This is a genomic window from Arthrobacter sp. MW3 TE3886 (assembly GCF_041262145.1).
Taxonomy (GTDB): Bacteria; Actinomycetota; Actinomycetes; order Actinomycetales; family Micrococcaceae; genus Arthrobacter.
In genome coordinates, this window is the sequence record NZ_JBGCAN010000001.1 from 3021389 (window position 1) to 3042846 (window position 21458).

Genomic DNA, 21458 nt, shown 5'->3' on the forward strand with positions numbered 1-21458 from the left:
AAATCCTCTGGATCCAAAAGAGCACTCTATGCCTTCGGGCTTGGAGCCTCTATCCTCTTGCCATGGGAGACGGGGCCAATTTTCCGGCGAGGGGAATCGCGCCACCGCGCGCAGGTAGCTCATGATTCCCGATAGCGCCCAGCCCCACGACAATTACGACGCCTTCCTGTCGAGGCTGGACGCCGCCACAACCAGCCTGAGCACCCGGGCCGCGTCGCTGGACAAAGCACTGGCAGCTGTTTCCCTCCTCGTGGGACCATCTGAATCCGCCGTCCGGAAATGGGAACGACGGCGCCATTACGTCAGTGAGCAGCTCGCCGTGCACTCCGGGTCCCCGCAGTCCTACACCGCGCTGTGCGAGCTCCACGTCGTGGCAGGAAAAATGGAATCGATGCTCCGCGGCCGTGTCCAGCGTGTCACCGAGAAGCTGGCAGTCATGCAAGGGCGTCGAGAGGCCATCGACAAGTCACTGCTGGAGCTTGAGCTGAGCAGAATTAAGCTGACTTCGTCCCGGATGCTGTCACAAGACCGCGAAAGGTTGAGCAGCATCTTTTCCGAAATCGCCGGCTCCACCGTGGCCACAGGAGCCATTCCCGATATGGGGTTGCTGAGCGATCTCAAGGAAGCACGCGAGGCAATCATCCTGGCCGAAGCGCTCATGGAAGTGAAGGGGTACTAATCATGGATATTTCACGGCGCGATCAGCCCCGAAAGGACATCGTCGCCCTTGTTCGCTGGTCAAAGAAACCGGGCGAAAACCCCGTTTTCAAATTCATCATGTCGAGTATTTTGGGATTGATTCTCTGCCTGTTCCTGATGATCTTTCTGCCCTTCCTCAGAAGCTTCGGTGCCCTGGTGTTGTTCACCCTCTTCTTCGCCGCGCTTCTGACGGTGCGCACCGTCATGGCCCAGCAGCGCTTCATGCGGGGGCTGACCAAGAGGATCAATGACACCCTCGCAGAGGTCACGAGCAGCCCGGGCGACCAACTGTCGGTCAGGCAATTCCGGCACATGACCAAGACCGGCGAGCAGCTTCCGCTCCTTGTCAGCGGCGTACCGGGGCTGAACCTGCACGTGGCCCGGGCGTCAACGCTGGAGAGACATGCCCCCGAGAAGTGGGTTGCGGTCTTCACGGTTGTGCCTCCGGAGAACGGGACCTCCAGCTTCGACCGCCTGGTGGCGGCGGCCATCAACGCCGGCCCCGGTACCACCAGCGCGAAGGCCTCCTAGCGGCGGGAGCTGGCCGCCGTCGTCGCTCCACATTTTTCAGCGCCGCTGGCGGCTGGCTCCTCGGCTATGCAGAGCGGGCAAGTGGGACGTTCTGCCCTAGCGTCTAAGCCGTATAGGCCCAACAGTGAGGACATGACGACCAAGTCGGGTCGCAGGCTGTCTCTGCTCAGCAACTTGTGGGTTGCTGTTTTCTTCCCTCCAAGGAGTACAGAGAATTCAGAGATCTGGTTCCGGGGACCGAAAATGACGCCAAGACAACTTGTTGACCGGGTGAGTGCCGAGGACATGATGTCCCTGGACGCCGATATTGGCTCAGCACCAATGCAAGTCGGGGCCATCCTCATGCTCAGCGAGGAAGGCGGCGAAGGTCCGGCACCCCTCCTGGATGCACTGGCGCGTCGGCTCGGCGCTGTCCCCCGGCTGCGTCAACGGCTGGTCTCTGTCCCCTTCGGCTGCGGGCGGCCTATTTGGGCGGAAGATGCCGGCTTTGATCCGGCACAGCACCTGGGCGTGATCGCCTGTCCGGCCGGCGGCGAGGAAGCCGTGCTCAACATTGCAGCCGAAATGCTCGCCACGCCGCTGTCCCACGACCGTCCTCTCTGGTCAGCCAAGCTCATTACCGGCGTGAGCCAGGACCTGTCAGCGCTTGTTGTCGTTTTTCATCATGTCCTCACGGATGGAATTGGAGGTCTTGCCGTCCTGGAGGCCCTGGCCGCCGCGGAAGACGGATGGGATGGCCGCCGGGAGCCCGAAATTCCATACTCGGCGCTGCAGCTGGCCGTTGATGCTGCGAGGAGCCGATTCAACGCGCTGGCCCGGCTGCCGGCCGCACTGCGGACCGCAGCCGCCGGAGCCTCCGAGTTGCGAGAGACGGGCAAACCCCGGGCTGCCCGCACCTCACTCAACCGCCCGACGGGTCCGCAACGGACGCTTGCTGTCCTCCGCTGCGACGTGGAGGCCGTCAGAACCGCCGCACACGTGCAGGGAGCTACGATCAACGATCTCATCCTCACCGCCGTCGCGACGGCCTTGCACCGCGTGCTGCTGGCGCGGGGCGAATATGTCGAAGAGTTCGTCATCTCCGTGCTATTTTCGGCACGCCGCCACACAACAGTCACCTACTTGGGGAACCGGAGCGGCATCATCCCGGTGACCGTTCCCGCGGTCGGTCCGACCAACAGACGGCTGGCAAAAGTGGCCGCAACAATGATGAGTGTCAAGCAGCGGCCTCCCGGGGCCTCCACTGCAATCATCGGCCCCGTATCCCGGATCGCAGCGCACCTTGGCGCCTACCGCTTCGTCATAGACCACCAACACCTTGTCCATACATTCGTCACGAACCTGCGGGGGCCCGAACGTGCCCTGGAGATCGCGGGCAGGCCGGTATCCGGGATCATTCCGCTCGGAGCGATCAGCGGTAACGTAACGGTTGCATTTGCCGTCCTCTCCTACGCCGGCACGCTGACCATCACCGCAATCGCCGATCCCGAGACATGCCCGGACCTGACACGACTGCGTGACGAACTTTCCAGCGCACTTGAGGCTCTGACGGAGGCTGGGCCCGCATGAGCTTCGACCCGGGAATGTCCGCTCATGGAGAGCAGACGGCCGGGCGCATTCTGCGCGGGTGGGAACCTAACTGACCTGGCGCTGGCTAACGCCGTTTATCCAAGCGCTTACGGACCTTTGTCCAGAAGCCCGGACCGGCGCCGTCGTGATTCATCCGCCCTGTCCAGTGGCTCTTCGAGATGTCCCTCCGGTAGACATGACTGTGAACGGTTGGGTCCGTACTCAGCAGCCAGTCCACGACGACCCAGAATTGGGCCAGCAAGTCCTGCTGGAGCGCTTCCTCGCGTGAGAGTTTGTGGCCCCAAAGGGGTGAGTCAGGATATGGCCGGGCTGCGTCCACCAGAGTCGCCGCCGGTTCTGCGGCTCCCGCTATGGGACCGACTCTGCAGCCGAAGCTCACTCGCCCGCCGGTGGAGTCGTCCCCGAATGGGCCGAATATGACATCGATCCACGCCTCATGTTCGTCGCCATGGTGATGAAGTGCTGACTTCGCAATGGCATGGGTGCGGCCATCCATCAGGATGAAGTGATCCACAACGACAAAGGTCGCCCCGCAACAGGAGCATTCCTGCTCACGAATGTCCGGCGCGCCGTCCAAGCTCAAGGTCATGCCCCGACCCTAAGCGATGGACTGGGTATCCTGCCGGCAACCGGGGCATAGTCTGTGGACGCCAGGGCAAAGTTTAGGTCTGGCTGGAACAGAGTTCAGCTTCAAAAGCGGTCATGTCAGCAGGCGCGGCGCTGTTGTCAAAATCGATGTGCATCGCGCCGTGCCAGTGGCAGGAGTTTGCTTGGGCTCCCGCCCAGAAGGTTTCCCAGTTGGACAGTTTCCATTCATCACGCGGGTAGCCGCGGGTGATGAGGCGTTGCCGGAGGGCCTCTCCGGCAAGTTTGACGTGGACCACTACGAGTTCCGCGTCTGGCCACTGGTGGTGGGCACGGATCTTGGTCAGGTATTCGCTGTCGGAAAAGAACTTTCCGAAGGGTGCGTCCAGGACCACGGAGTTGCCTGCCATGAGGTTGTCCCTGGTGAGGTCCAGGATGGACGCATATTCCAGGGGCATGATGGTCGTTTGGTAGAACTCGTTGTTGTCGCGTTCGTTGGGATCCGAGTTGTTCAGCTTGAGCAGCAGCTCGGTGAAGCGGATGGTGGCGGTGTCCTTGTCGATGTAGGCGGCACCGAACCGCGCGGCGATCAGCCGGCTGACGCTGGACTTTCCAGAGCCGGCAGGGCCGATCACAAAAAAGACTTTGGGAGTGGTGGTAGTCAACTGCCTGTTCTTCCTTGAACCTGTGTTGTGCTGTGGCGGGTGCTAATCCGCGCCCGCCACAGCACGCCTAGTGCGTGGGGATATTCCTTAGACCTTGATGGCCGCTCGGCGGTCCTTGACGAAGACGCCGTAGGACAGGGCGCCGACGATCAGGAGCATGCCACCGATCAGGAACACCAGTGTGTAATTGCCGCCGGTTTCATTCAGGATGTAGCCGGTGACGATCGGGGCCACCGCGGCGCCGAGGAACCCGCCGAAGTTCTGGATTGCACCCAGGGATGCCACCTGGTTGGAGTCAGCGATGTCCGAGGCCAGGGTCCACAGCACGCCGATCGGCACCTGGGCCGCAAAGTAGCCGACGGAGAGCAGCACGATCGCCAGGGCCGTGTTCTCGACGTACGCGACCGGCAGTACAGCGGCGGCGGCGAGCAGGGCGCCGCCCACGATCGGGATCTTGCGGGCCGTGATGGTGGGGACGCCGCGTTTGATCAGCTTTCCGGAGAGGATGCCGCCGGCGAGGACTCCAACGATGCCGCAAAGGAACGGCAGCCCGGCAAGCCAGCCGATCTGGCTCAGGCTGAAGCCGCGGGCCGTCTGCAGGTAGCTCGGAAGCCAGGTCAGGTACACCCAGACGGTGTAGAAGATGCCGAACGCGCCGAGGACCATGAACCAGGTGTTCTTCTTCTTGAGCAGTTCGCCCCAGCCGGCCTGCTTCTCCTTGGGCTGCTGCTGTTCCTCGAACTCCGCGCCCTTGATGATGAACTGTTCCTTCATCGTGGGGTCCCGGTAGATCCGGAGCCAGACGAGGGCAATCACAATGCCCAGGGCGCCGATCACGATGAACATGCCCCGCCAGCTCATGGTGAGCATCAGGAACGTCAGCAGCGGCGGGGCGATAGCGTTGGCAAGCTGTGAGCCGGTGTTAATAATTGATACGGGAAGTGCCCGCTCGGACTTGTTGAACCACTTGTCGGCCACTTTCAGGCCCGAGGTGAAGAACGGGGACTCGGCGATGCCGAGGGCCACGCGGGCGGCGTAGAGGAAGCCGAAGGAGTTGGCGAACGCCGAGAGCATCGAGATGATGGACCACAGCCCCGCGGCCCAGGCGAACATGCGCTTGGGGCCGAACTTGTCCACGAGGTAGCCGGCAGGCAGGTTCGCGATGGCATACGGCCAGGAGAATGCGGACAGGAGCACGCCCATCTGCAGGGTGTTGAGGCCGAACTCTTTGGCGATCGTGGTGTTCGCGATGCTCAGGTTGTTGCGGTCCAGGTAGTTGATGATGCCGCCGATCACGAGCAGCGCGATCAGGTACCACCTGATCCGCACGCCCTTCGCGGGCTTCACCTCGGATGTTGCGATTTCTGCGGAAGCTTGGCTCATGCAGCTCACTCCTTTGTGTTCTGTCGACATTTTCTGTCGGATGTCGTTGTGGTGCCAGACCCTACGGCCGGGCGTTGTCTATCGCTTCGAGGAACGTCCGGGCAGCGCGGGCAACCAGCCCGTAGTCGCCGTCGTTCTGGGCGGCCTTGGTGACGAAGCTGCCGACGCCGACTGCGGTCACGCCGGCGGCGAACCACGCACCGACGTTCTCCGGCGTCACTCCCCCGGACGGCATGATCGGTGCCTGCGGCAGCGGCGCCAGGATCGTCTTGACGTAGGCGGGGCCGCCGAGTTCAGCCGGGAAGAGCTTCACTATGTCGGCACCGGCTTCCAGCGTGTTGAGGACCTCGGTGGGGGTGAAGGCGCCGCTGGCAGTGACCGCCTGGTAGCGGTTGGCCGCGGCGATCATGTTCGGGTTGAGCTGCGGGCTGACGAGCAGCCGCGCCCCGGCCGACACCGAGGCGTAGGCGGCTTCGGCGTCGAGCACGGTGCCCGCTCCCACGACGATCCCCTGATCGCCGTATTTGTCGGCCAGCCGCTCGATGACACCGAGAGCGCCAGGAACGGTCAACGGGACCTCGACGGCCCGGATGCCTCCGTCGATGGCTGCCTCGGCAACCCGGTAGGCCTCGTCTGCCGAATCCAGCCGTGCGATAAGCAGGGCACCGGTGCGGACAATGGTTTCGAGTACTTCAAACTTGGTTAACATGATTTAAGAGATTAGCCCAAATTTTCACACATGGGAACATGTGCGTGAAAGTTTGTTAAAGTAGTGATGTGTCCGCGTACCGAAGGAGTTTTACGTGAATCCGACAGTGAGACCGCTCATTCCTGAGCAGCGCCACCAGGAGATCTTGCGCCTGCTGCGGCGCGAAGGAGTGCTGAGCATCCGCAGCCTCACGGACTACATGAGTGTGTCCCACATGACCGTCCGGCGGGATATCACAGCGCTGGAGGATTCGGGTCAGGTCGTCTCAGTGCAGGGCGGGGTCCGCCTGGCGGAATGGACCGGTCAGGCCCCGCCGCGGGAGCGGGAATTCCGGGCCCAGCTCGAGCTGCCACGCAAGCAGGCCATCGCGGAACTCGCGGCCGGGTTCGTGGAAGATGACATGGTGGTGTTCCTGGATGCGGGGACCACCTGTCAGTCCGTGGTGCCCTACCTGAGCGAGCGTAAGAACCTCACGGTCGTCACCAACGACTTCTACGTGGTGACCAGCCTTTTCGCTCACCCCCACATCGAGGCCATCCACACCGGCGGCGCCGTGGACCCCTCCAGCGCATCCAGCTCGGGGCGGATTGCGGCGGAAGCCATCAAGGGCATCAACATCGACCTCTTCTTCCTCAGCACCGGCACCTGGAACATGTCGCGCGGTGTCACGACCCCGTCGATGGACAAGGTGGAGATGAAGCTCGCCGCCCTGGAGGCCTCGACGTCGTGCTTCCTCCTGGCGGACAGCACCAAGTTCGGAACCGTCTCAAGGTTCCGTGTTGCCCCGATCGACAAAATGGATGCGGTCATCACCGATGAGCAGCTGCCCCAGGAAATGCAGGAGAGCATCCGCGAACTGGGAGTCACTGTCCATGTCGCAGGCCTCCGGAAGCCGGGCCTTACGTAGCCGCCTCCGGAGCCCTGCTTCAGATCCGGGCTGAATGGTCGCAGCGTGCGATCGACCCGATAAATGCCGGGTTCGTGGACACCGTCAGGCAGTGAAGATTTCCCTGGCGACCGTGATGGCGGACATCGCTTTGGGCCAGCCGGCGTAGAAGGCCAGGTGGATGATGGCCTCTTTGAGTTCGGTCTCGGTCAGGCCGTTGGCCTTTGCGCGTACGAGGTGTCCGCGGAGCTGGTCGGTGCTGCCGCTGGTGACGAGGCTGGCGACCGTGATGAGGCTGCGGTCCCGTGGGGAGAGTTCGCTCCGTTCCCAGACGTCGCCGAAGAGCACGTTGTCGGTGAGGTCGACGAGCTTGGGGGCGAAGTCGCCGATGAGTTGCTGGGCCCGGGTCTGGTGTGAATTGCTCATGCTGGAGTCCCTTCGGGAAGTGTGTGCAGTGGATGGGGATTGGGTGAGGGCAGCTCACCCCGCCGGGCTTGAACGGTCCTGGAGCAGTCCGGTGCGGCGAAGCCAGGCCTCGGCAGCCGGCCCGGCGTCCCGGACGTCCTCGCCCCGCACCGCGAGCCCTTCGCCGATGGTCGCCCCCGGGCAGGAGCGGGCGTAGTCCCGTTCGGTGGTGCCGAGACCGCTCATGGCGTGGGTGGTGACGGCGTGGATGGTTTTGCCGGTGAAGTCGTAGCTTTCGGCGAATGTCGTCATGATCATCGGCGCCCGGACGTTCCAGATCCCGCTGGCCAGCAGCACGGTGTCGTACTCCTCGATCGAGGCCAGCGGCGAGGCCATGGCCGGGCGTGCGTTGCCGTCCTGCTCGCGGACGTTGCGCGCGACGGTCGCGTCGTAGCTGTCCGGGTAGGGGTCGGCGGCCTCGATGCGGTGTACGTCGCACGCGATGAGATTGCCGATCATGCCGGCCAGTACTTCGGTGTTGCCGACGTCGAGGTTGGTGCGCCCGCCGTAATAGTAGTTTTCCCCGGCGCGGGAGAAGTAGGCGAGCAGGACCCGCCGGCGTTCCCGCGCTCCCGGGGTGATTTGTGCGGAGGGCGGCGTGGCTGGCTTTTGTAGGGGCATGGGGGCGTCCTGTTCTCCCGGGCCGCAACCCGAGATTCCGGCCGTGATCATGGCGGCGCCCAGACCGCTGACGGCCGAACGCAGGACTGCACGCCGGGCAATGGGCTCCAGGCTGGTGTTCATCACGGGTCTCTCTGGTCGTGTTTGCCGCCCCGGGGCCGGCGGTGGCCCGCGGCGGAGGCAATGGGGTCCGTCCGGGTGACGGGGCGGGTCACCCGGACGGAAGACGGGCGTGATTAGTCGATCCGGCGTCCGCCGAGCCAGCTGACCATGGCGGGGTCGCGGTGGTCGAAGAAGAGGCTCGCACCGGTGTCCAGGGTGGCGATCCGGCTCATCTGCTCGTCGGTGAGCTCGAAGTCGAAAACATCGAGGTTCTGGGCCATCCGCTCGGGCCGGACTGATTTGGGGATGACGACCACTTCGCGCTGGATGAGCCAGCGGAGGACGACCTGGGCCACGGACTTGCCGTGCGCCTCGGCGATGGCGCTGAGGAGCGGATCGGTGAACAGGTTGTTCTTTCCTTCGGCGAAGGGTCCCCAGGACTCAATCTGGACGCCGCGTTCGCGCATCAGTTCCTGGTCGGTGGCGCGCTGGTGGAAGGGGTGGGTCTCGATCTGGTTGACGGCCGGGACGATCTCGTTGTGGTCGATGAGGTCGACCAGGCGGTCGGGGTGGAAGTTGGATACGCCGATGGCGCGGGCCAGGCCTTCCTTGTTGATTTCCTGCATGGCCCGCCACTCGCTGTAGTAGTCCCCGAGCGGCTGGTGGATCAGGTACAGGTCAATGTAGTCCAGTCCGAGCCGGTCCAGGGACTTTCCGAAAGCGCGCCTGGTGTCGTCTTGAACGTTGCCGGTGGGTGCGTGCTGGATCCAGAGCTTGGTGGTGATGAAGAGTTCGTCGCGGGCGACTCCGCTGGCTTTGATCGCGGCGCCGACGGCCGCTTCGTTGCCGTAGGAGGCGGCCGTGTCCAGGTGGCGGTAACCGGCCGCGAGGGCGGCTTCGACGGCGGCCTGGGTTTCGTCGTCGGGGATCTGGAAGACACCAAAGCCGAGGATCGGCATCTGGACGCCGTTGTTGAGGGTCACGTTATTCATGGGATTTCCTTTGTGCGGGGTATCGATTGGTTGCGGACAGGGCCGTGGCGGGGCCTGCGGCTCTGTCACGTTTGGGGCCGGGGTGCTTCCGCATGCCGTAGTCGCAGCGACGCGGCGATGAGGATGAGGAGGACGACGGCGGTGGTGCCGAGGCCCAGGCGGAGGCCGTCCATGAAGTCGTGCCCGGCGAGCAGGGCGCCATAGATGGCGACGCCGAGGGAGCCGCCAACCTGCCGGGCGGTGTTGATGACTCCGCTGGCGGTCCCTGCGTTCTGTGCCGGCACGTGGTCCATGACGAGGGCGATGATCGGGGGCACGGTAAAGGATCCGCCGACGCCGACGGGGACCATGACGAGCGCCACGAGCAGGGCCGGCGCGTCGGCGGGGAGCAGCCACAGTCCGGCCAGGCCCAGCGCCATGAGCAGTTGGCCGGCGGCGATCATGGCCACGTTGCCGAACCGGGCCATCAGCCGGGCCGCGAGGGGGTTGAGGACGGCGACGAGGCCGGTCATGGGCAGGAACAGCAGTCCGGCCTCCAGCGCGGTGGCGCCGCGTTGCTGTTGGAAGTACAGGCTCTGGAGGAAGACGACGCCGTAGAACGCCGCCATCGTGACGACGGCTATGGCCAGGGCAGTGGAGACTGTGCGTGACCGGAACAGGTCCAGCGGGACCATGGGATGCCGTCCCCGGGCCTGCGCCAGCACGAATGCGGCCGCCGACGCCGCGCACACAGCGAACAGTGTGAGGATTTCGGGGCTCCCATAGCCAACCTCCGCGCCTTCGATGATGCCGTAGGTCAGGCTGGCCAGGGCCAGCACGGCCGTGATCTGCCCGAGCCAGTCAAAGGGCGCCGGCCGCCGTGGCGACGGGGCGACACGGGAGAGCACCATAAGTGCGGCGGCACCGACCGGCAGGTTGACGAAGAAGATCAGCCGCCAGTCGAACTGGGTGAGGACGCCGCCGAGCACCGGACCTGCCGCCGCGGCGACGGAGCCGCCCAGACCCCAGTACACGATGGCCCGGCCGCGACTGGCTGCATCCTGGTAGGCCTCCCGGATGAGGGCCAGGGAGCTGGGGGTGATCATCGCCGCGCCGATGCCCTGCAGGATGCGGCCGGCAATGAGGACCGGCAGGCTCGGGCTGAACCCGCACGCCAGGGACGCAGCGGTGAACAGGACCATGCCGAGGCCATAGGCGCGGCGGGCCCCTGCCCGGTCGGAGAAGGTCCCCGAGAAAAGCTGCAGGGCGGAAAACATCAGGGTGTAGCCGGTGACGATCCACTGCAGTCCGGACAGGCCGCCTCCGAGGTCGTTGCGGATCTCTGGCAGGGCGACATTGACGATCTGGGCATCGAGGGCAACGACGAAGAACCCGAGCATGGCTACCGCCAGCGATGCGCGCGGCCCGGGCCACCGTTCTCGAGGGGCTGAGCGTGGATAAAGACATGGTGTCCTTGCAGGATGGGGAGACTGGACTCATTCAAGAAAACCAGCCAATTCCTGCGCGCGGGAGTACCTGCCGTGCGGTGTACTGCCAGTTCCTGTTAGGCCGGACCGGGACGTCGTAGCGTAGGGGCCATGGAGAACAGTCAAGACGTCCGCGAGTTCCTCATGAGCCGGCGCTCGCGCATCACTCCCGCCCAGGCCGGGCTGCCCGCCTACGGCGGGACGCGGCGGGTGGCCGGCCTCAAACGCGAGGAAGTGGCAATGCTGACCGGCGTCAGCACCGAATACTATGCCCGGCTCGAGCGTGGAAACCTGCGGGGAGTATCCGAGAGCGTCCTCGAATCCCTCGCCGCGGCCCTCCAGCTCGACGAGGCCGAACGGGCCCATCTGCTCGACCTGGCCAGGGCCGCCGCCCCGTCGCGGGAACCGGGGAAGCGACGGGTCCGGGCCGAAGTCCGGCCCAGCATAGAGCGGATACTGTCCGGAATGACCGGCACGCCCGCCTATGTCCGCACTACCCGCATGGACATCGTGGCTGCCAACAGCCTCTGCTTCGCCCTCTACGGCGGCATCCTCAGCCCCGAGACCCTGCCGCTGAACCTCGCACGGTTCATGTTCCTGGACCCGCGTTCCCGGGACTTCTTTCTCGAGTGGAACACCCTGGCAGATGACATCGCCGCCGCGCTCCGCACCGAAGCAGGCCGCAGCCCCCACGACAGAGCCTTGAACAACCTCATTGGTGACCTTGCCACCGGAAGCACGGAATTCTCGACACGCTGGGCACGGCACAACGTGCGCTTCCACCGCTCGGCCCGCAAGACACTGCACAACCCGCTCATCGGAGACATCGAACTCACCGGCGATTCACTCGAAATCCCCGGAGAGGGCCTGACCCTCATCGCCTACACCGCCGAACCCGGAAGCCATGCCCAGGAACAACTCGACTTCCTCACCAGCTGGAGTGCCACCGGAAAACGTCCCGCCGAACCGGCTGCAGCCACCGCAGCGACCATGCCACCCGAAAGCGACTCGCAGGACCGACCCTGAGCATCAAATAGCGCCGCGAAAAGCAAACGGGCCGGACCCCGCCTAGGGGGTCCGGCCCGTCCACCGTTTGAGAGCCGCGGGAGCCTTCTAGGAGAGGGCCCCGTCCGCCTTCACGGCAAGGACGGGCCGATCGGCCTGCATGAGGATGCGCTGGGCGTGGCTGCCCAGGATGAATTTTCCGACCTGTGAGCGGTGCCGCAGGCCAATGACGATGAGGGAGGCGTTGACCTCGCGGGCGACGTCAAGGAATTCATCGGCGAGGTCCTCACGATACGGCGGTTGGATCACCGTGGCCCTGATGCCGGCCTCCGTGGCCCGGCGGCCGGCCTGCTCCAGGACATCGGACGCGGCGACCGACTTGTCCACCAGGGCGCCCTCGCGGGCGGAGTTGACGATGACCAGGTCTTCCTTCGCGGAGCACGGCTTCGGCGATGCCGGCGGTCAGCGCGGCTTCCCCTGCTGGGGTGGGGACGAAACCGACGATGATGCTCATACCTTCTCCTTGATTTTCGTGGTGACGGGTTGTACGACTGGCACTGTCTTGCGTTTGGCGAGCACGGTCCGGATGCCCGGGAGCACCGCCACCAGGACGAACGCGATGAGCAGCGTCGCGGAGATGGGACGGGTGAGGAAACCCGTGGGATCGCCGCCGAACACGAGAAGTGAACGGCGCAGCGAGCTCTCCAGCAGGGATCCGAGAACGAAGGCCAGGACCAGCGGCCCGGGTTCAAAGCCGAACTTCTTCATCAGGTAACCGACGATCCCAAACACCACGACAAGCGTCACATCGAACATGCTGTTGTTGATGGTGTAAGCGCCGAGCAGCGTGATGAGAGCGGTGACCGGGGCCAGGATCGCGGCCCGGACGCGGAGGATCTTTACGAAGATTCCCACGAGCGGCAGGCTCATGATCAGCAGGAGGATGTTGCCGATGTACATGGAGTTGACGACGCCCCAGAACAGCTCGGGGTCCTGCTCCACCAGTTGCGGCCCCGGTGTCACGCCCTGGATCAGCAGGGCACCGAACATCAGGGCCATGGTGGCGTTGGCCGGGATTCCAAGGGTCAGCAGCGGAATGAACGACGACGTTGCCGCCGCGTTGTTTGCCGTTTCCGGCCCAGCGACGCCTTCGGGCGCCCCCTTACCGAATCGTTCCGGCTGCTTTGCGCGCTTCTTCTCCATCGCATAGGAGGCCATCGACGCGATCGTGGCGCCCCCGCCGGGCAGAATCCCGAGGAAGAACCCCAGGACCGAACCGCGGGCGATCGCCCCTGAGGCCTGCTTGAGATCCGTGCGTGAAGGCCAGACGTTCGTGACCTTGGACGGCGCCTTGGCCGCCCGGTGCCGCTCCTCGAGGTTGTAGAGGATTTCGCCCAGGCCGAAGATGCCCATGGCGATCGGCACAAAATCGATTCCGTCTGCCAACTCCAGGTTGCCGAACGTGAAGCGGCTTTCGCCGGTGAAGATGTCCCGGCCGACCGTTGCCAGCAGCAGCCCGACGGCGGCGGCGATGAGCGCCTTGGTCTTGGCACCGTTGCTGATGGTGGCCACCAACAGGATCCCGAGCAGTGCGAGGGCAGAATATTCTGCCGGGCCGAAGTCGAGGGCAAAGCTCGCCACGATGGGGGCCAGGAAGGTCAGGCCGATGATCGCGGCGGTTCCGCCGATGAACGAGCCGATGGACGCCAGGCCGAGTGCGGTGCCGGCCTTGCCCTGTTTGGCCATCTGGTAGCCGTCGAAGACCGTCACCACTGAGGATGCTTCGCCGGGAAGCCGGAGGAGCACGGAGGTGATGGTGCCGCCGTACTGTGCCCCGTAGAAGATTCCCGCGAGCATGATGATGGCGGTGACGGGTTCGACGTTGTAGGTCAGCGGCAGCAGGATGGCGATGGTTGCCGCCGGCCCCAGGCCGGGCAGGACACCGATCAACATGCCGATGACGACGCCGATCAGGCAGTACAGGAGGTTGCTCGGCTCCAGGACAACGGCGAATCCGTTGATCACGGGATTTAGAAAATCCACGGGGTTCTCCTAGAAGAGGTGGGGAATGGAGGTGTTGAGCGCCAGGACGAAGATCGCATAGAACGCGGCCACGACGATCGCGCTCACCAGCACGGTGGAGCGCCACGTTTCGCCGCCCAAAAAGCGCATCCAGATGACGCATAGGACCAGGGCGGGCAGTTCAAAACCGATCACGGGCATGAGCGCCACCATGGCGGCGAGGGTGACGAGCCCTGTGAGGGGGGCCAGGGACATGCGGGTGAACTTCTCCGCGTCCCGGTTGTGCCGTCCGATGATCAACTGGAAGAGTCCCAGGACCACCATGACGCAGCTGATCATGAACGGCCACAGCCCGGGTTGCGGGGCCGCCGGAGTCCCCAGGCCCATCACAACGGACAGGACCAGGGCGCCGGTGCCGACGCCGAGGACCACCAGGGAAGATGCCGCATTGGCGAGCGCCCCGGCGGCGGGAGGCTTTTCGTCCTCCCACTGCGCGGCGAGCTGCTCCGGCGTCAGGTCCTCCAGACGGTCGTCGGCAGGTGTCTCGGGGGCGTCCCCGCCGGAGGGGGCGGCCGGGTGGCGTCCCCTCCCGGCGGGCACTGCAGGCGTTGCCGTCACTTGGATCACTTCGTCCCGCTGAGGCTGATGTCGTACTTCTCCACCAGCGACTTGTACTTGGCGGCGTATTCCTTCCACTGGGTGACGACTTCCTCGCCGGAGATTTCTTTCGGCGTCAGCATGTTCTTTTTGTTGAATTCCTTGTACGAATCGGACTTGAAGGTCTCCTGGATGGCAGCGAGCAGCTTGTCCTTTACGTCCTTGGGGGTCCCCTTGGGAGCGGCGACAGCGCGATACTGCGCCACAGGAACGTCGTAACCGGATTCCTTGGCCGTGGGCACGTCCGGGAGGAAGGCGTTCCGCTCTTCCGAGAAGACCAGCAACGGTGCTACCTTCCCGGCCTGGATCTGCGGCATGGCTTCACCAAGCTGGATGGTGGACACTTCGACCTGATTGCCAAGGACGGCGGTGAGGGCAGGCTTGCCGCTGTCGAACGGAACATCGGTGCCCTTGACGCCGGCCTGCTTGAAGAGGACGGTCTGCGCCAGCTGGCTGCCGGTACCCACGCCGGTGGTGCCGAAGGTGATGTTGCGTCCGGCTCCGGTCAGGTCCTTGATGCTGTTGAAGCCGGAGGCCTTGCTGGCGACCAGCACGTAGTCGTCCTGGGACAGGCCGGCGATGATGTCGAGGTCGTCGATGTTGACGGCCTCATCCGCGGTGACCGCCAGCGGGGTGATCGTGACAAGGGACGCGGTGACCAGCAGGAGGTTTTGGCCGTCGGCAGGTTTGCCGGCCACTTCCTTGGTCGCCAGGGCACCGTTCGCGCCCGGCTTGTTCACCACAGGCATCGGGGCGCCGAGGGATTTGGACGCGCCCTCGGAGATGGCGCGGGCAATCAGGTCGGTGCTTCCGCCGGCGGCCTGGCCTACGGTGAGGTTTACGGGCCCGTTCGGATATTTTGATGAATCGGAACTGCCGCCGGCAACATTGCCGCAGGCCGTCAGCGCCAAGAGCGTGACGGCGGATGCCGCTCCAAGTACGGTGCGGCGCGAAGGGAAGTGCATCATTGAAACTCCTCATTGATGGTCAGGGCCAGCGCCCCGGAAGCATGTGAACCGCGTCACTGCCGGTTCGCTGTGTCGAGTGTAGGGAGGGGCTATGATGCATGTCTAAGCCCAAATATGCATCGAGTGATACCGGGAAGGCATCATGTTTACCTTTGACCAGCTGGCCGGATTCATCGCGGTGGCAGAAGAACTCCACTTTGGCCGCGCGGCGGAACGCCTAAACATGACCCAGCCTCCGCTGAGCCGGCAGATCCAGAAGCTGGAGAAGACCGTTGGCGCCGAACTGCTCGAACGGGACAACCGTAGGGTCCAGCTGACCCCGGCCGGAACCGCGTTCCTGGACGAAGCCAGGCGCCTGCTGGCCCTCGCGGAACGGGCGCCGGTCACCGCCCGCCGGATCGCTTCGGGCCGCTCCGGCCTGCTGCGAATCGGCTTCACCGCCGCCAGCGGATTCAGCATCCTGGGACCACTGCTGGAGGAGATTTCGGCGATTCTCCCCGACGTCGACGTCGACCTGCAGGAACTGGTGACCGGCGAGCAGATCCAGGCCCTGGAAACGGGAGAACTGGACCTGGGGCTGGCACGACCGCCGTTCGACAAGGACGTTTTCGATTCGCGGCTTCTTTACCGCGAATCCATGATGGTGGCGGTCCCGGCCGGCCACCGCCTGGCCCGCCGCGGCGGAATGGTTGGGAACGAGGACCTCAAGGACGAGGCCCTCATCATGCATTCGCCGCTGCAGGCCCGGTACTTCTACGACCTCGTGATCCGCATGCTGCCGGTGCAGCACGGGAACGTGGTCCACACCGTCAGCCAGATCCTGACCATGGTCTCACTGGTGGCCGCCAAACGCGGCGTCGCCTTTGTGCCCCGCTCCGCCACGGCACTCGGCATCCAGGGGGTCGAATTCCTCCCGCTGGCGAGCAGCCATGGCGAGCCCGTGGAGCTTCATGCCATCTGGAGCCGGAAAGTGAGCAATCCCGCCCTGTCGCGGCTTCTCGGCAGCCTGGACTTCCAGCTGGACTGAGGCCATGGCAATGCACTGAAGGTATCAATGCATTCAATAATGCACTTGGACAGGCATGAGGCGCCAAACCTAGGGTGAAGGGAACCGAACTTCCCCGCCGACTCGGCGCATATCCGCAAGGACCATACCGTGGCAAAATACACACCCCAGGAACTGGCGAACGTCCTCAAGGACGGCCTGCTCTCCTTCCCCGTCACCTCGTTCGATGCTGAGCTCCAGTTCGACGAAGAGAACTACCGCAAGCACCTCGCCTGGCAGGCCAGCTTCCCGGTCGCCGGACTCTTCGCCGCGGGTGGCACCGGGGAGGGCTTCTCGCTGACCCCGGCAGAGTCGGAGCGTGTGGTGCGGGCCGCCGTCGACGAAGTGGGCAGCATCGTCCCGGTCTTGGCCTCCGCCGGCGGCTCCACCGCCCAGGCCATCGAAAATGCCCGCGCCGCCGAGGCAGCCGGCGCCGAGGGCATCCTGCTGCTCCCGCCGTACCTGACCGAAGCAGACCAGGGCGGCCTGATCGACCACGTCAGCGCCATCTGCCGGTCCACCTCCCTCGGCGTGATCATCTACAACCGTGCGAACGCGATTTACAAGGACACCACGGTCGCCACGCTGGCCGACCGCCACCAGAACCTGATCGGTTTCAAGGACGGCGTCGGAGATCTCGAACACGACGCCCGGGTCTACGCCAAGCTCGGTGACCGCCTGTTCTACCTCGGCGGCCTCCCCACGGCCGAGACGTTCGCGCTCCCGCTGCTGCAGCTGGGCATGAGCACCTACTCGTCCGCCATGTACAACTTCGTGCCCCAGTTTGCGCTGGACTTCTATCAGGATGTCCGCAACCACGACCGGGTCGCCGTCAACCGGAAGTTGAACGAGTTCGTGATCCCCTACCTGGACATCCGCGACCGGGTGAAGGGCTACTCCGTCTCGATCGTCAAGGCCGGACTCGACGCGATTGGCCGCTCCGCCGGCGGGGTCCGCCCACCGCTGCAGAACCTGGCGCCCCAGGACCTCGCAGACCTCAAGTCCCTTATCGCCACCGTTTCCTAGGAGGACGCACCGTGACACTCACCGGACGCTCACTCATTGCCGGCCAGGCCGTCGCCGGGAACGGCACGACGGCGTACGCCTTCAATCCCGCCACAAACGAACGGCTCGAACCCGGCTACACGCTGCTCGCCGAGGAACAGCTGAAGGACGCCACCGCAGCGGCCGCCGCGGCCTATCCCTCCTTCAGCACGCTCGACCCGGAAACCCATGCCCGGTTCCTCGAGGCCATTGCCGGGAACATCGAGGCGATCGGCGAGGAACTCATCACCCGCGCTGGCCTCGAAACCGGGCTGCCGGCCGCCAGGCTCCAGGGTGAGCGGGCGCGGACCACCGGCCAGCTCCGGCTCTTCGCCGGCGTCGTACGCCAGGGGGATTTCCGCGGGGTCCGGATCGACCCGGCGCTGCCGGACCGCGCTCCGCTGCCGCGGGCGGACATCCGGCAGCGGCAGATCCCGCTGGGTCCCGTCGCCGTTTTTGGTGCGAGCAACTTCCCGCTGGCCTTCTCGACGGCGGGCGGCGACACCGCCTCCGCCCTCGCCGCCGGCTGCCCCGTGGTTTTTAAGGCCCACAATGCGCACCCGGGCACCGGCGAACTCGTCGGCGAGGCCATCGCCAAGGCCGTCCGCGACACCGGGCTGCACCCGGGCGTGTTCTCGCTGATCTACGGTCCGGGCAGCAGCATTGGCCAGGCGCTCGTCGCCGATCCGGCCATCAAGGCCGTCGGCTTCACCGGGTCGCGGTCCGCCGGCATCGCGCTGATGCGCACCGCGGCCGCCCGGCCCGAACCCATTCCTGTCTATGCGGAGATGTCCTCGCTCAACCCGGTGTTCGTCTTCCCCGGCGCCCTCGACGGGGACGCCGAAGAAATCAGCGCGCTCGCCAGGCAGTACGTTGCCGCCGTCACCGGCAGCTCCGGGCAGCTGTGCACCTCCCCCGGCCTCCTGTTCGCCCCCGCCGGTGCGGCCGGCGACGCCTTTGCCGCCGCCGTCGGCCGGGCCGTGTCCTCCTGCGCCGGGCAGACCATGCTGACCGAAGGCATCGCCGGGTCCTGGCAGGCCGGAGCCGATGCCCTGGGTTCCGCCGGGAACGTCAGCGTCGTCGGGCAGGGCGCCGGCGGGGCGACGAAGAACGCCCCGGCTCCGGCCATCTTCGGCACGTCCGTCGCCGAGTTCGTGGTCAACCCCGTCCTGCATCAGGAAGTCTTCGGCGCCGCCAGCCTGGTCATCCGCTACTCCACCACCGGGGAGCTCGTCGACGCCGCCCACCGGCTCGAAGGCCAGCTCACGGCCTCCCTGCAGCTCACCGAATCGGACTACCGCGCCGCTGCCCCCCTCATCCCGGTACTGGAGCAGAAGGTCGGCCGGATCATCGTCAACGGCTGGCCGACCGGCGTCGAAGTTGGCCACGCCATGGTGCACGGCGGCCCGTTCCCCGCCACATCCGACACCCGGACCACGTCCGTGGGTACATTGGCAATCAACCGGTTCCTGCGCCCCGTCGCCTACCAGAACCTGCCACAGGAACTGCTCCCGGCGCCGCTGCAGGACCCCAACCCGTGGCGGCTGAACCGCCGGATCGACGGCGTCGTTCAAGCCCCGGCGGCAGAACAGACTGCAACAGAGAAAGCAGAGGTCAACGCGTGAGCACGCAGCCCACCATTGCCCACGTTGAAGTGGTCCCCGTTGCCGGGCACGACAGCATGCTGATGAACCTCAGCGGCGCGCACGGCCCGTTCTTCACCCGCAACATCGTTCTCATCACCGATTCGGATGGCCGCACCGGACTCGGCGAAGTGCCGGGCGGGGAAAAGATCCGCGCCACCATCGAGGAGGCCGGCGCCTTCCTGGCCGGCCAGCCGGTGGCCCGCTACCGCTCCCTGCTCCGGGATGTCGCGGCGAAGTTCGCCGACCGCGACGCCGGCGGCCGCGGCCTGCAGACCTTTGACCTGCGCACCACCGTCCATGCCGTCACCGCGATCGAATCCGCCCTCCTTGACTTGCACGGTCAGTTCCTCGGCGTCCCCGTCGCGGAACTGCTCGGCGACGGCCAGCAGCGCAGTTCGGTGCCCATGCTCGGTTATCTGTTCTTCATCGGCGACCCCGGCCGCACGGATTTGCCGTACCTGGTGGAGGACGCGCCGGCGGACCGGTGGGAAAAGCTCCGCCGGCGGGAGGCCATGACACCGGACGCCGTGGTGGCCCTGGCCGAGGCTGCCCAGGAACGCTACGGATTCAGCGACTTCAAGCTCAAGGGCGGCGTACTCTCCGGCGACGCCGAGGTGGATGTGGTGACGGCCCTGGCCGAGCGTTTCCCGGAAGCCCGGATCACCCTTGATCCCAACGGCGCCTGGCTCCTGGAGGAAGCCATCCGGCTGGGCAAACGTATGCAGGGCGTTGTGGCCTACGCCGAAGACCCCTGCGGCGCGGAAGGCCGCTTCTCCGGACGCGAGGTCATGGCCGAATTCCGCCGTGCCACCGGGCTTAGGACCGCGACGAACATGATCGCGACGGACTGGCGCGAAATGTCCCATGCCATCCGCAGCAACGCCGTGGACATCCCCCTCGCGGACCCGCATTTCTGGACCATGCACGGCTCCGTCCGGGTGGCACAGATGTGCGCCGAATTCGGCCTGGCCTGGGGATCGCACTCGAACAACCACTTCGACATCTCGCTCGCCATGTTCACCCACACCGGGGCGGCCGCCCCCGGCGAGATCACGGCGCTGGACACGCACTGGATCTGGCAGGACGGCCAGGGGCTCACCAAGGAACCACTGCAGATCAAGGACGGTGCGATCAGGGTTCCGGACGCGCCGGGCCTCGGAATCGAACTGGACCGCGACGCCCTGGACAAGGCACACCAGCTGTATCTGGAACACGGTCTCGACGCCCGCGACGACAGCATCGGCATGCAGTACTACGTTGACGGCTGGTCCTTTGATCCCAAGCGGCCCTGCCTCGTGCGGTAGAAAGCAACCATTCCTTCTGCACGGCCGGGTTTCCTCCACAACAAGAGGCCCGGCCGTGCAGAGCCACGCGTACACAGACTATTAGCGCGTACACAGATTATTAGAAGGACCAATCTTGGGCGGCGTTCTCACCGGCATACTGATCGTCGCCTCCGTCATCGCCGTCGGCTATCTCTCAGCCCGGCTGCGGATCCTCGGACCGGAGGTCCAGGGCGCCCTGACCCGCACCGCGTATTACATCACCAACCCGGCGCTGCTGTTCACAGTGGTGGCCGGCAGCGATATCCGGGCCGCGCTCGGAACTGATGCCCCGCTGGCGCTGCTCTCCGCGGCGGCCGTGGGGCTGCTCTATGCACTGCTGAGTTTCCTGTTCTTCCGCCGGCCGGTGGCAGAGACCGCCGTCGGCGCGATGGCCAGCAGCTACGCGAACGCCAACAACATCGGGATCCCCGTCTCCCTCTACGCCGTGGGAACTGCCCAGCACGTGGCTCCCGTCCTGTTGGCCCAGATCCTCGTCCTGGCGCCGGTCTATTTGACCCTCCTGGGGCTCGCGTCGGGGTCCAGGATCTCCTGGCGGAAACTGCTGCTTCAGCCCTTAGCCAACCCCATGATTATTGCTTCCGGCCTGGGTGCGGCGGTCGCACTGACCGGCTGGACCGTTCCGGACCTGCTGCTGAAACCTGTCGACATGCTCGCCGGCGGCGCCGTCCCCATGGTGCTGCTGGCCTTCGGACTGTCCCTGGCCGGCAAGGCCCCGCTGCAAAAGGGCGACGGGCGCACGGAATCGCTCGTCGCCACCTTCCTGAAGATCGCAGGCATGCCGGTGATCGTCTGGGCGCTGGGACGCTTCGTCTTCGGCCTCGACGGGCAGCACCTGCTGGCCATCGTGATCATGGGGGCGCTGCCCACGGCCCAGAATGTCTTCCTCTTCGCCTCCCCGTACCAGCGCGGCGTGATCGTTGCCCGGGACGTCATCCTGTGCACCACCCTGCTCTGCGCCGGCTCCTTGCTGGTCATCGCCTGGCTGCTTGGTTGACGGCGGCGCAACACTGTTCTCATACTTGTTATACAAG

21 protein-coding genes and 1 pseudogene are annotated in these 21458 nt (G+C 65.4%); 10 read left to right on the top strand and 12 right to left on the bottom strand.

The window, feature by feature from the left end; translation table 11 throughout:
• Positions 1 to 121 precede the first annotated feature (121 nt).
• The 3 genes from ABH915_RS13735 (at position 122) to ABH915_RS13745 (ending at position 2799) form a co-directional block, all read left to right on the top strand.
• Positions 122 to 679, top strand: a complete 558-nt coding sequence (locus ABH915_RS13735; protein ID WP_370122205.1) for a hypothetical protein — start codon at positions 122 to 124, stop codon at positions 677 to 679.
• A gap of 98 nt (positions 680 to 777) precedes the next feature.
• On the top strand, positions 778 to 1230 hold the full coding sequence (locus ABH915_RS13740; RefSeq protein ID WP_370122208.1) for a hypothetical protein: 453 nt from the start codon (positions 778 to 780) through the stop codon (positions 1228 to 1230).
• Between the two features lie 243 nt (positions 1231 to 1473).
• A complete protein-coding gene (locus tag ABH915_RS13745; protein ID WP_370122210.1) occupies positions 1474 to 2799 on the top strand; it encodes a wax ester/triacylglycerol synthase domain-containing protein in 1326 nt (441 codons plus the stop codon).
• An 85-nt stretch (positions 2800 to 2884) separates the two neighbouring features.
• On the opposite strand, the gene ABH915_RS13750 is transcribed toward ABH915_RS13745, so the two are convergent.
• From ABH915_RS13750 to ABH915_RS13765, 4 genes are all read right to left on the bottom strand, one after another.
• Positions 2885 to 3409, bottom strand: a complete 525-nt coding sequence (locus ABH915_RS13750) for a hypothetical protein (protein ID WP_370122213.1) — start codon at positions 3407 to 3409, stop codon at positions 2885 to 2887.
• Positions 3410 to 3482: 73 nt separating this feature from the next.
• The gene (locus ABH915_RS13755) at positions 3483 to 4070 is read right to left on the bottom strand and encodes an AAA family ATPase (RefSeq protein WP_370122216.1); all 588 of its coding nucleotides are present in this window, start codon (positions 4068 to 4070) and stop codon (positions 3483 to 3485) included.
• Between the two features lie 87 nt (positions 4071 to 4157).
• On the bottom strand, positions 4158 to 5453 hold the full coding sequence (locus ABH915_RS13760; protein WP_026537170.1) for an MFS transporter: 1296 nt from the start codon (positions 5451 to 5453) through the stop codon (positions 4158 to 4160).
• 61 nt (positions 5454 to 5514) lie between these two features.
• Entirely contained in the window at positions 5515 to 6162 is a 648-nt protein-coding gene (locus tag ABH915_RS13765; protein WP_370122220.1) for a bifunctional 4-hydroxy-2-oxoglutarate aldolase/2-dehydro-3-deoxy-phosphogluconate aldolase, read from the bottom strand.
• A 94-nt stretch (positions 6163 to 6256) separates the two neighbouring features.
• Between ABH915_RS13765 and ABH915_RS13770 the strand changes: the two genes are divergently transcribed.
• Positions 6257 to 7069: a DeoR/GlpR family DNA-binding transcription regulator gene (locus tag ABH915_RS13770; protein ID WP_370122222.1), complete on the top strand. Its 813-nt coding sequence runs from the start codon at positions 6257 to 6259 to the stop codon at positions 7067 to 7069.
• Between the two features lie 84 nt (positions 7070 to 7153).
• On the opposite strand, the gene ABH915_RS13775 is transcribed toward ABH915_RS13770, so the two are convergent.
• From ABH915_RS13775 to ABH915_RS13790, 4 genes are all read right to left on the bottom strand, one after another.
• Positions 7154 to 7474: a carboxymuconolactone decarboxylase family protein gene (locus ABH915_RS13775; RefSeq protein WP_370122225.1), complete on the bottom strand. Its 321-nt coding sequence runs from the start codon at positions 7472 to 7474 to the stop codon at positions 7154 to 7156.
• 54 nt (positions 7475 to 7528) lie between these two features.
• Positions 7529 to 8257, bottom strand: a complete 729-nt coding sequence (locus ABH915_RS13780; RefSeq protein WP_370122228.1) for a flavodoxin — start codon at positions 8255 to 8257, stop codon at positions 7529 to 7531.
• 113 nt (positions 8258 to 8370) lie between these two features.
• Positions 8371 to 9228, bottom strand: coding sequence for an aldo/keto reductase (locus ABH915_RS13785; RefSeq protein WP_370122231.1), 858 nt, complete (start codon positions 9226 to 9228; stop codon positions 8371 to 8373).
• 65 nt (positions 9229 to 9293) lie between these two features.
• Complete coding sequence (locus ABH915_RS13790; protein ID WP_370122234.1) at positions 9294 to 10607, bottom strand: MFS transporter; 1314 nt, start codon at positions 10605 to 10607, stop codon at positions 9294 to 9296.
• Positions 10608 to 10805: 198 nt separating this feature from the next.
• Between ABH915_RS13790 and ABH915_RS13795 the strand changes: the two genes are divergently transcribed.
• Positions 10806 to 11720, top strand: coding sequence for a helix-turn-helix transcriptional regulator (locus tag ABH915_RS13795; protein WP_370122237.1), 915 nt, complete (start codon positions 10806 to 10808; stop codon positions 11718 to 11720).
• An 87-nt stretch (positions 11721 to 11807) separates the two neighbouring features.
• Here the strand turns inward: ABH915_RS13795 and ABH915_RS13800 are convergent.
• From ABH915_RS13800 to ABH915_RS13815, 4 genes and pseudogenes are all read right to left on the bottom strand, one after another.
• Positions 11808 to 12213, bottom strand: a pseudogene (locus ABH915_RS13800) (universal stress protein).
• The gene (locus ABH915_RS13805; protein ID WP_370122240.1) at positions 12210 to 13742 is read right to left on the bottom strand and encodes a tripartite tricarboxylate transporter permease; all 1533 of its coding nucleotides are present in this window, start codon (positions 13740 to 13742) and stop codon (positions 12210 to 12212) included. Before ABH915_RS13805 ends, ABH915_RS13800 begins: the two are co-directional and overlap by 4 nt.
• A gap of 9 nt (positions 13743 to 13751) precedes the next feature.
• Complete coding sequence (locus ABH915_RS13810; protein WP_370122243.1) at positions 13752 to 14339, bottom strand: tripartite tricarboxylate transporter TctB family protein; 588 nt, start codon at positions 14337 to 14339, stop codon at positions 13752 to 13754.
• Between the two features lie 5 nt (positions 14340 to 14344).
• Positions 14345 to 15346: a Bug family tripartite tricarboxylate transporter substrate binding protein gene (locus ABH915_RS13815; RefSeq protein ID WP_370122246.1), complete on the bottom strand. Its 1002-nt coding sequence runs from the start codon at positions 15344 to 15346 to the stop codon at positions 14345 to 14347.
• A gap of 142 nt (positions 15347 to 15488) precedes the next feature.
• Between ABH915_RS13815 and ABH915_RS13820 the strand changes: the two genes are divergently transcribed.
• From ABH915_RS13820 to ABH915_RS13840, 5 genes are all read left to right on the top strand, one after another.
• Entirely contained in the window at positions 15489 to 16373 is an 885-nt protein-coding gene (locus ABH915_RS13820; protein WP_018773273.1) for a LysR family transcriptional regulator, read from the top strand.
• A 129-nt stretch (positions 16374 to 16502) separates the two neighbouring features.
• Positions 16503 to 17417 (top strand): 5-dehydro-4-deoxyglucarate dehydratase, encoded by a 915-nt coding sequence (gene kdgD / locus ABH915_RS13825; RefSeq protein ID WP_370122250.1) that lies wholly within the window; start codon positions 16503 to 16505, stop codon positions 17415 to 17417.
• A gap of 11 nt (positions 17418 to 17428) precedes the next feature.
• Positions 17429 to 19060 carry an aldehyde dehydrogenase (NADP(+)) gene (locus ABH915_RS13830; RefSeq protein WP_370122253.1) on the top strand — a complete coding sequence of 544 codons (1632 nt, stop codon included), beginning with the start codon at positions 17429 to 17431 and terminating at the stop codon, positions 19058 to 19060.
• Positions 19057 to 20385, top strand: coding sequence for an enolase C-terminal domain-like protein (locus ABH915_RS13835; protein WP_370122256.1), 1329 nt, complete (start codon positions 19057 to 19059; stop codon positions 20383 to 20385). The genes ABH915_RS13830 and ABH915_RS13835 overlap by 4 nt, the downstream gene beginning before the upstream one ends.
• Before the next feature lie 115 nt (positions 20386 to 20500).
• Entirely contained in the window at positions 20501 to 21421 is a 921-nt protein-coding gene (locus ABH915_RS13840; protein WP_370122258.1) for an AEC family transporter, read from the top strand.
• Positions 21422 to 21458: the final 37 nt, after the last annotated feature.

Excerpts from the sequence above, each read along its gene's own strand:
- ABH915_RS13735 (WP_370122205.1), top strand. The coding sequence starts at position 122 with ATGATTCCCGATAGCGCCCAGCCCCACGACAATTACGACGCCTTCCTG.
- ABH915_RS13740 (WP_370122208.1), top strand. The coding sequence starts at position 778 with ATGTCGAGTATTTTGGGATTGATTCTCTGCCTGTTCCTGATGATCTTT.
- ABH915_RS13745 (WP_370122210.1), top strand. The coding sequence starts at position 1,474 with ATGACGCCAAGACAACTTGTTGACCGGGTGAGTGCCGAGGACATGATG.
- ABH915_RS13750 (WP_370122213.1), bottom strand. The coding sequence starts at position 3,409 with ATGACCTTGAGCTTGGACGGCGCGCCGGACATTCGTGAGCAGGAATGC.
- ABH915_RS13760 (WP_026537170.1), bottom strand. The coding sequence starts at position 5,453 with ATGAGCCAAGCTTCCGCAGAAATCGCAACATCCGAGGTGAAGCCCGCG.
- ABH915_RS13765 (WP_370122220.1), bottom strand. The coding sequence starts at position 6,162 with ATGTTAACCAAGTTTGAAGTACTCGAAACCATTGTCCGCACCGGTGCC.
- ABH915_RS13775 (WP_370122225.1), bottom strand. The coding sequence starts at position 7,474 with ATGAGCAATTCACACCAGACCCGGGCCCAGCAACTCATCGGCGACTTC.
- ABH915_RS13780 (WP_370122228.1), bottom strand. The coding sequence starts at position 8,257 with ATGAACACCAGCCTGGAGCCCATTGCCCGGCGTGCAGTCCTGCGTTCG.
- ABH915_RS13785 (WP_370122231.1), bottom strand. The coding sequence starts at position 9,228 with ATGAATAACGTGACCCTCAACAACGGCGTCCAGATGCCGATCCTCGGC.
- ABH915_RS13790 (WP_370122234.1), bottom strand. The coding sequence starts at position 10,607 with ATGCTCGGGTTCTTCGTCGTTGCCCTCGATGCCCAGATCGTCAATGTC.
- ABH915_RS13795 (WP_370122237.1), top strand. The coding sequence starts at position 10,806 with ATGGAGAACAGTCAAGACGTCCGCGAGTTCCTCATGAGCCGGCGCTCG.
- ABH915_RS13815 (WP_370122246.1), bottom strand. The coding sequence starts at position 15,346 with ATGATGCACTTCCCTTCGCGCCGCACCGTACTTGGAGCGGCATCCGCC.
- ABH915_RS13820 (WP_018773273.1), top strand. The coding sequence starts at position 15,489 with ATGTTTACCTTTGACCAGCTGGCCGGATTCATCGCGGTGGCAGAAGAA.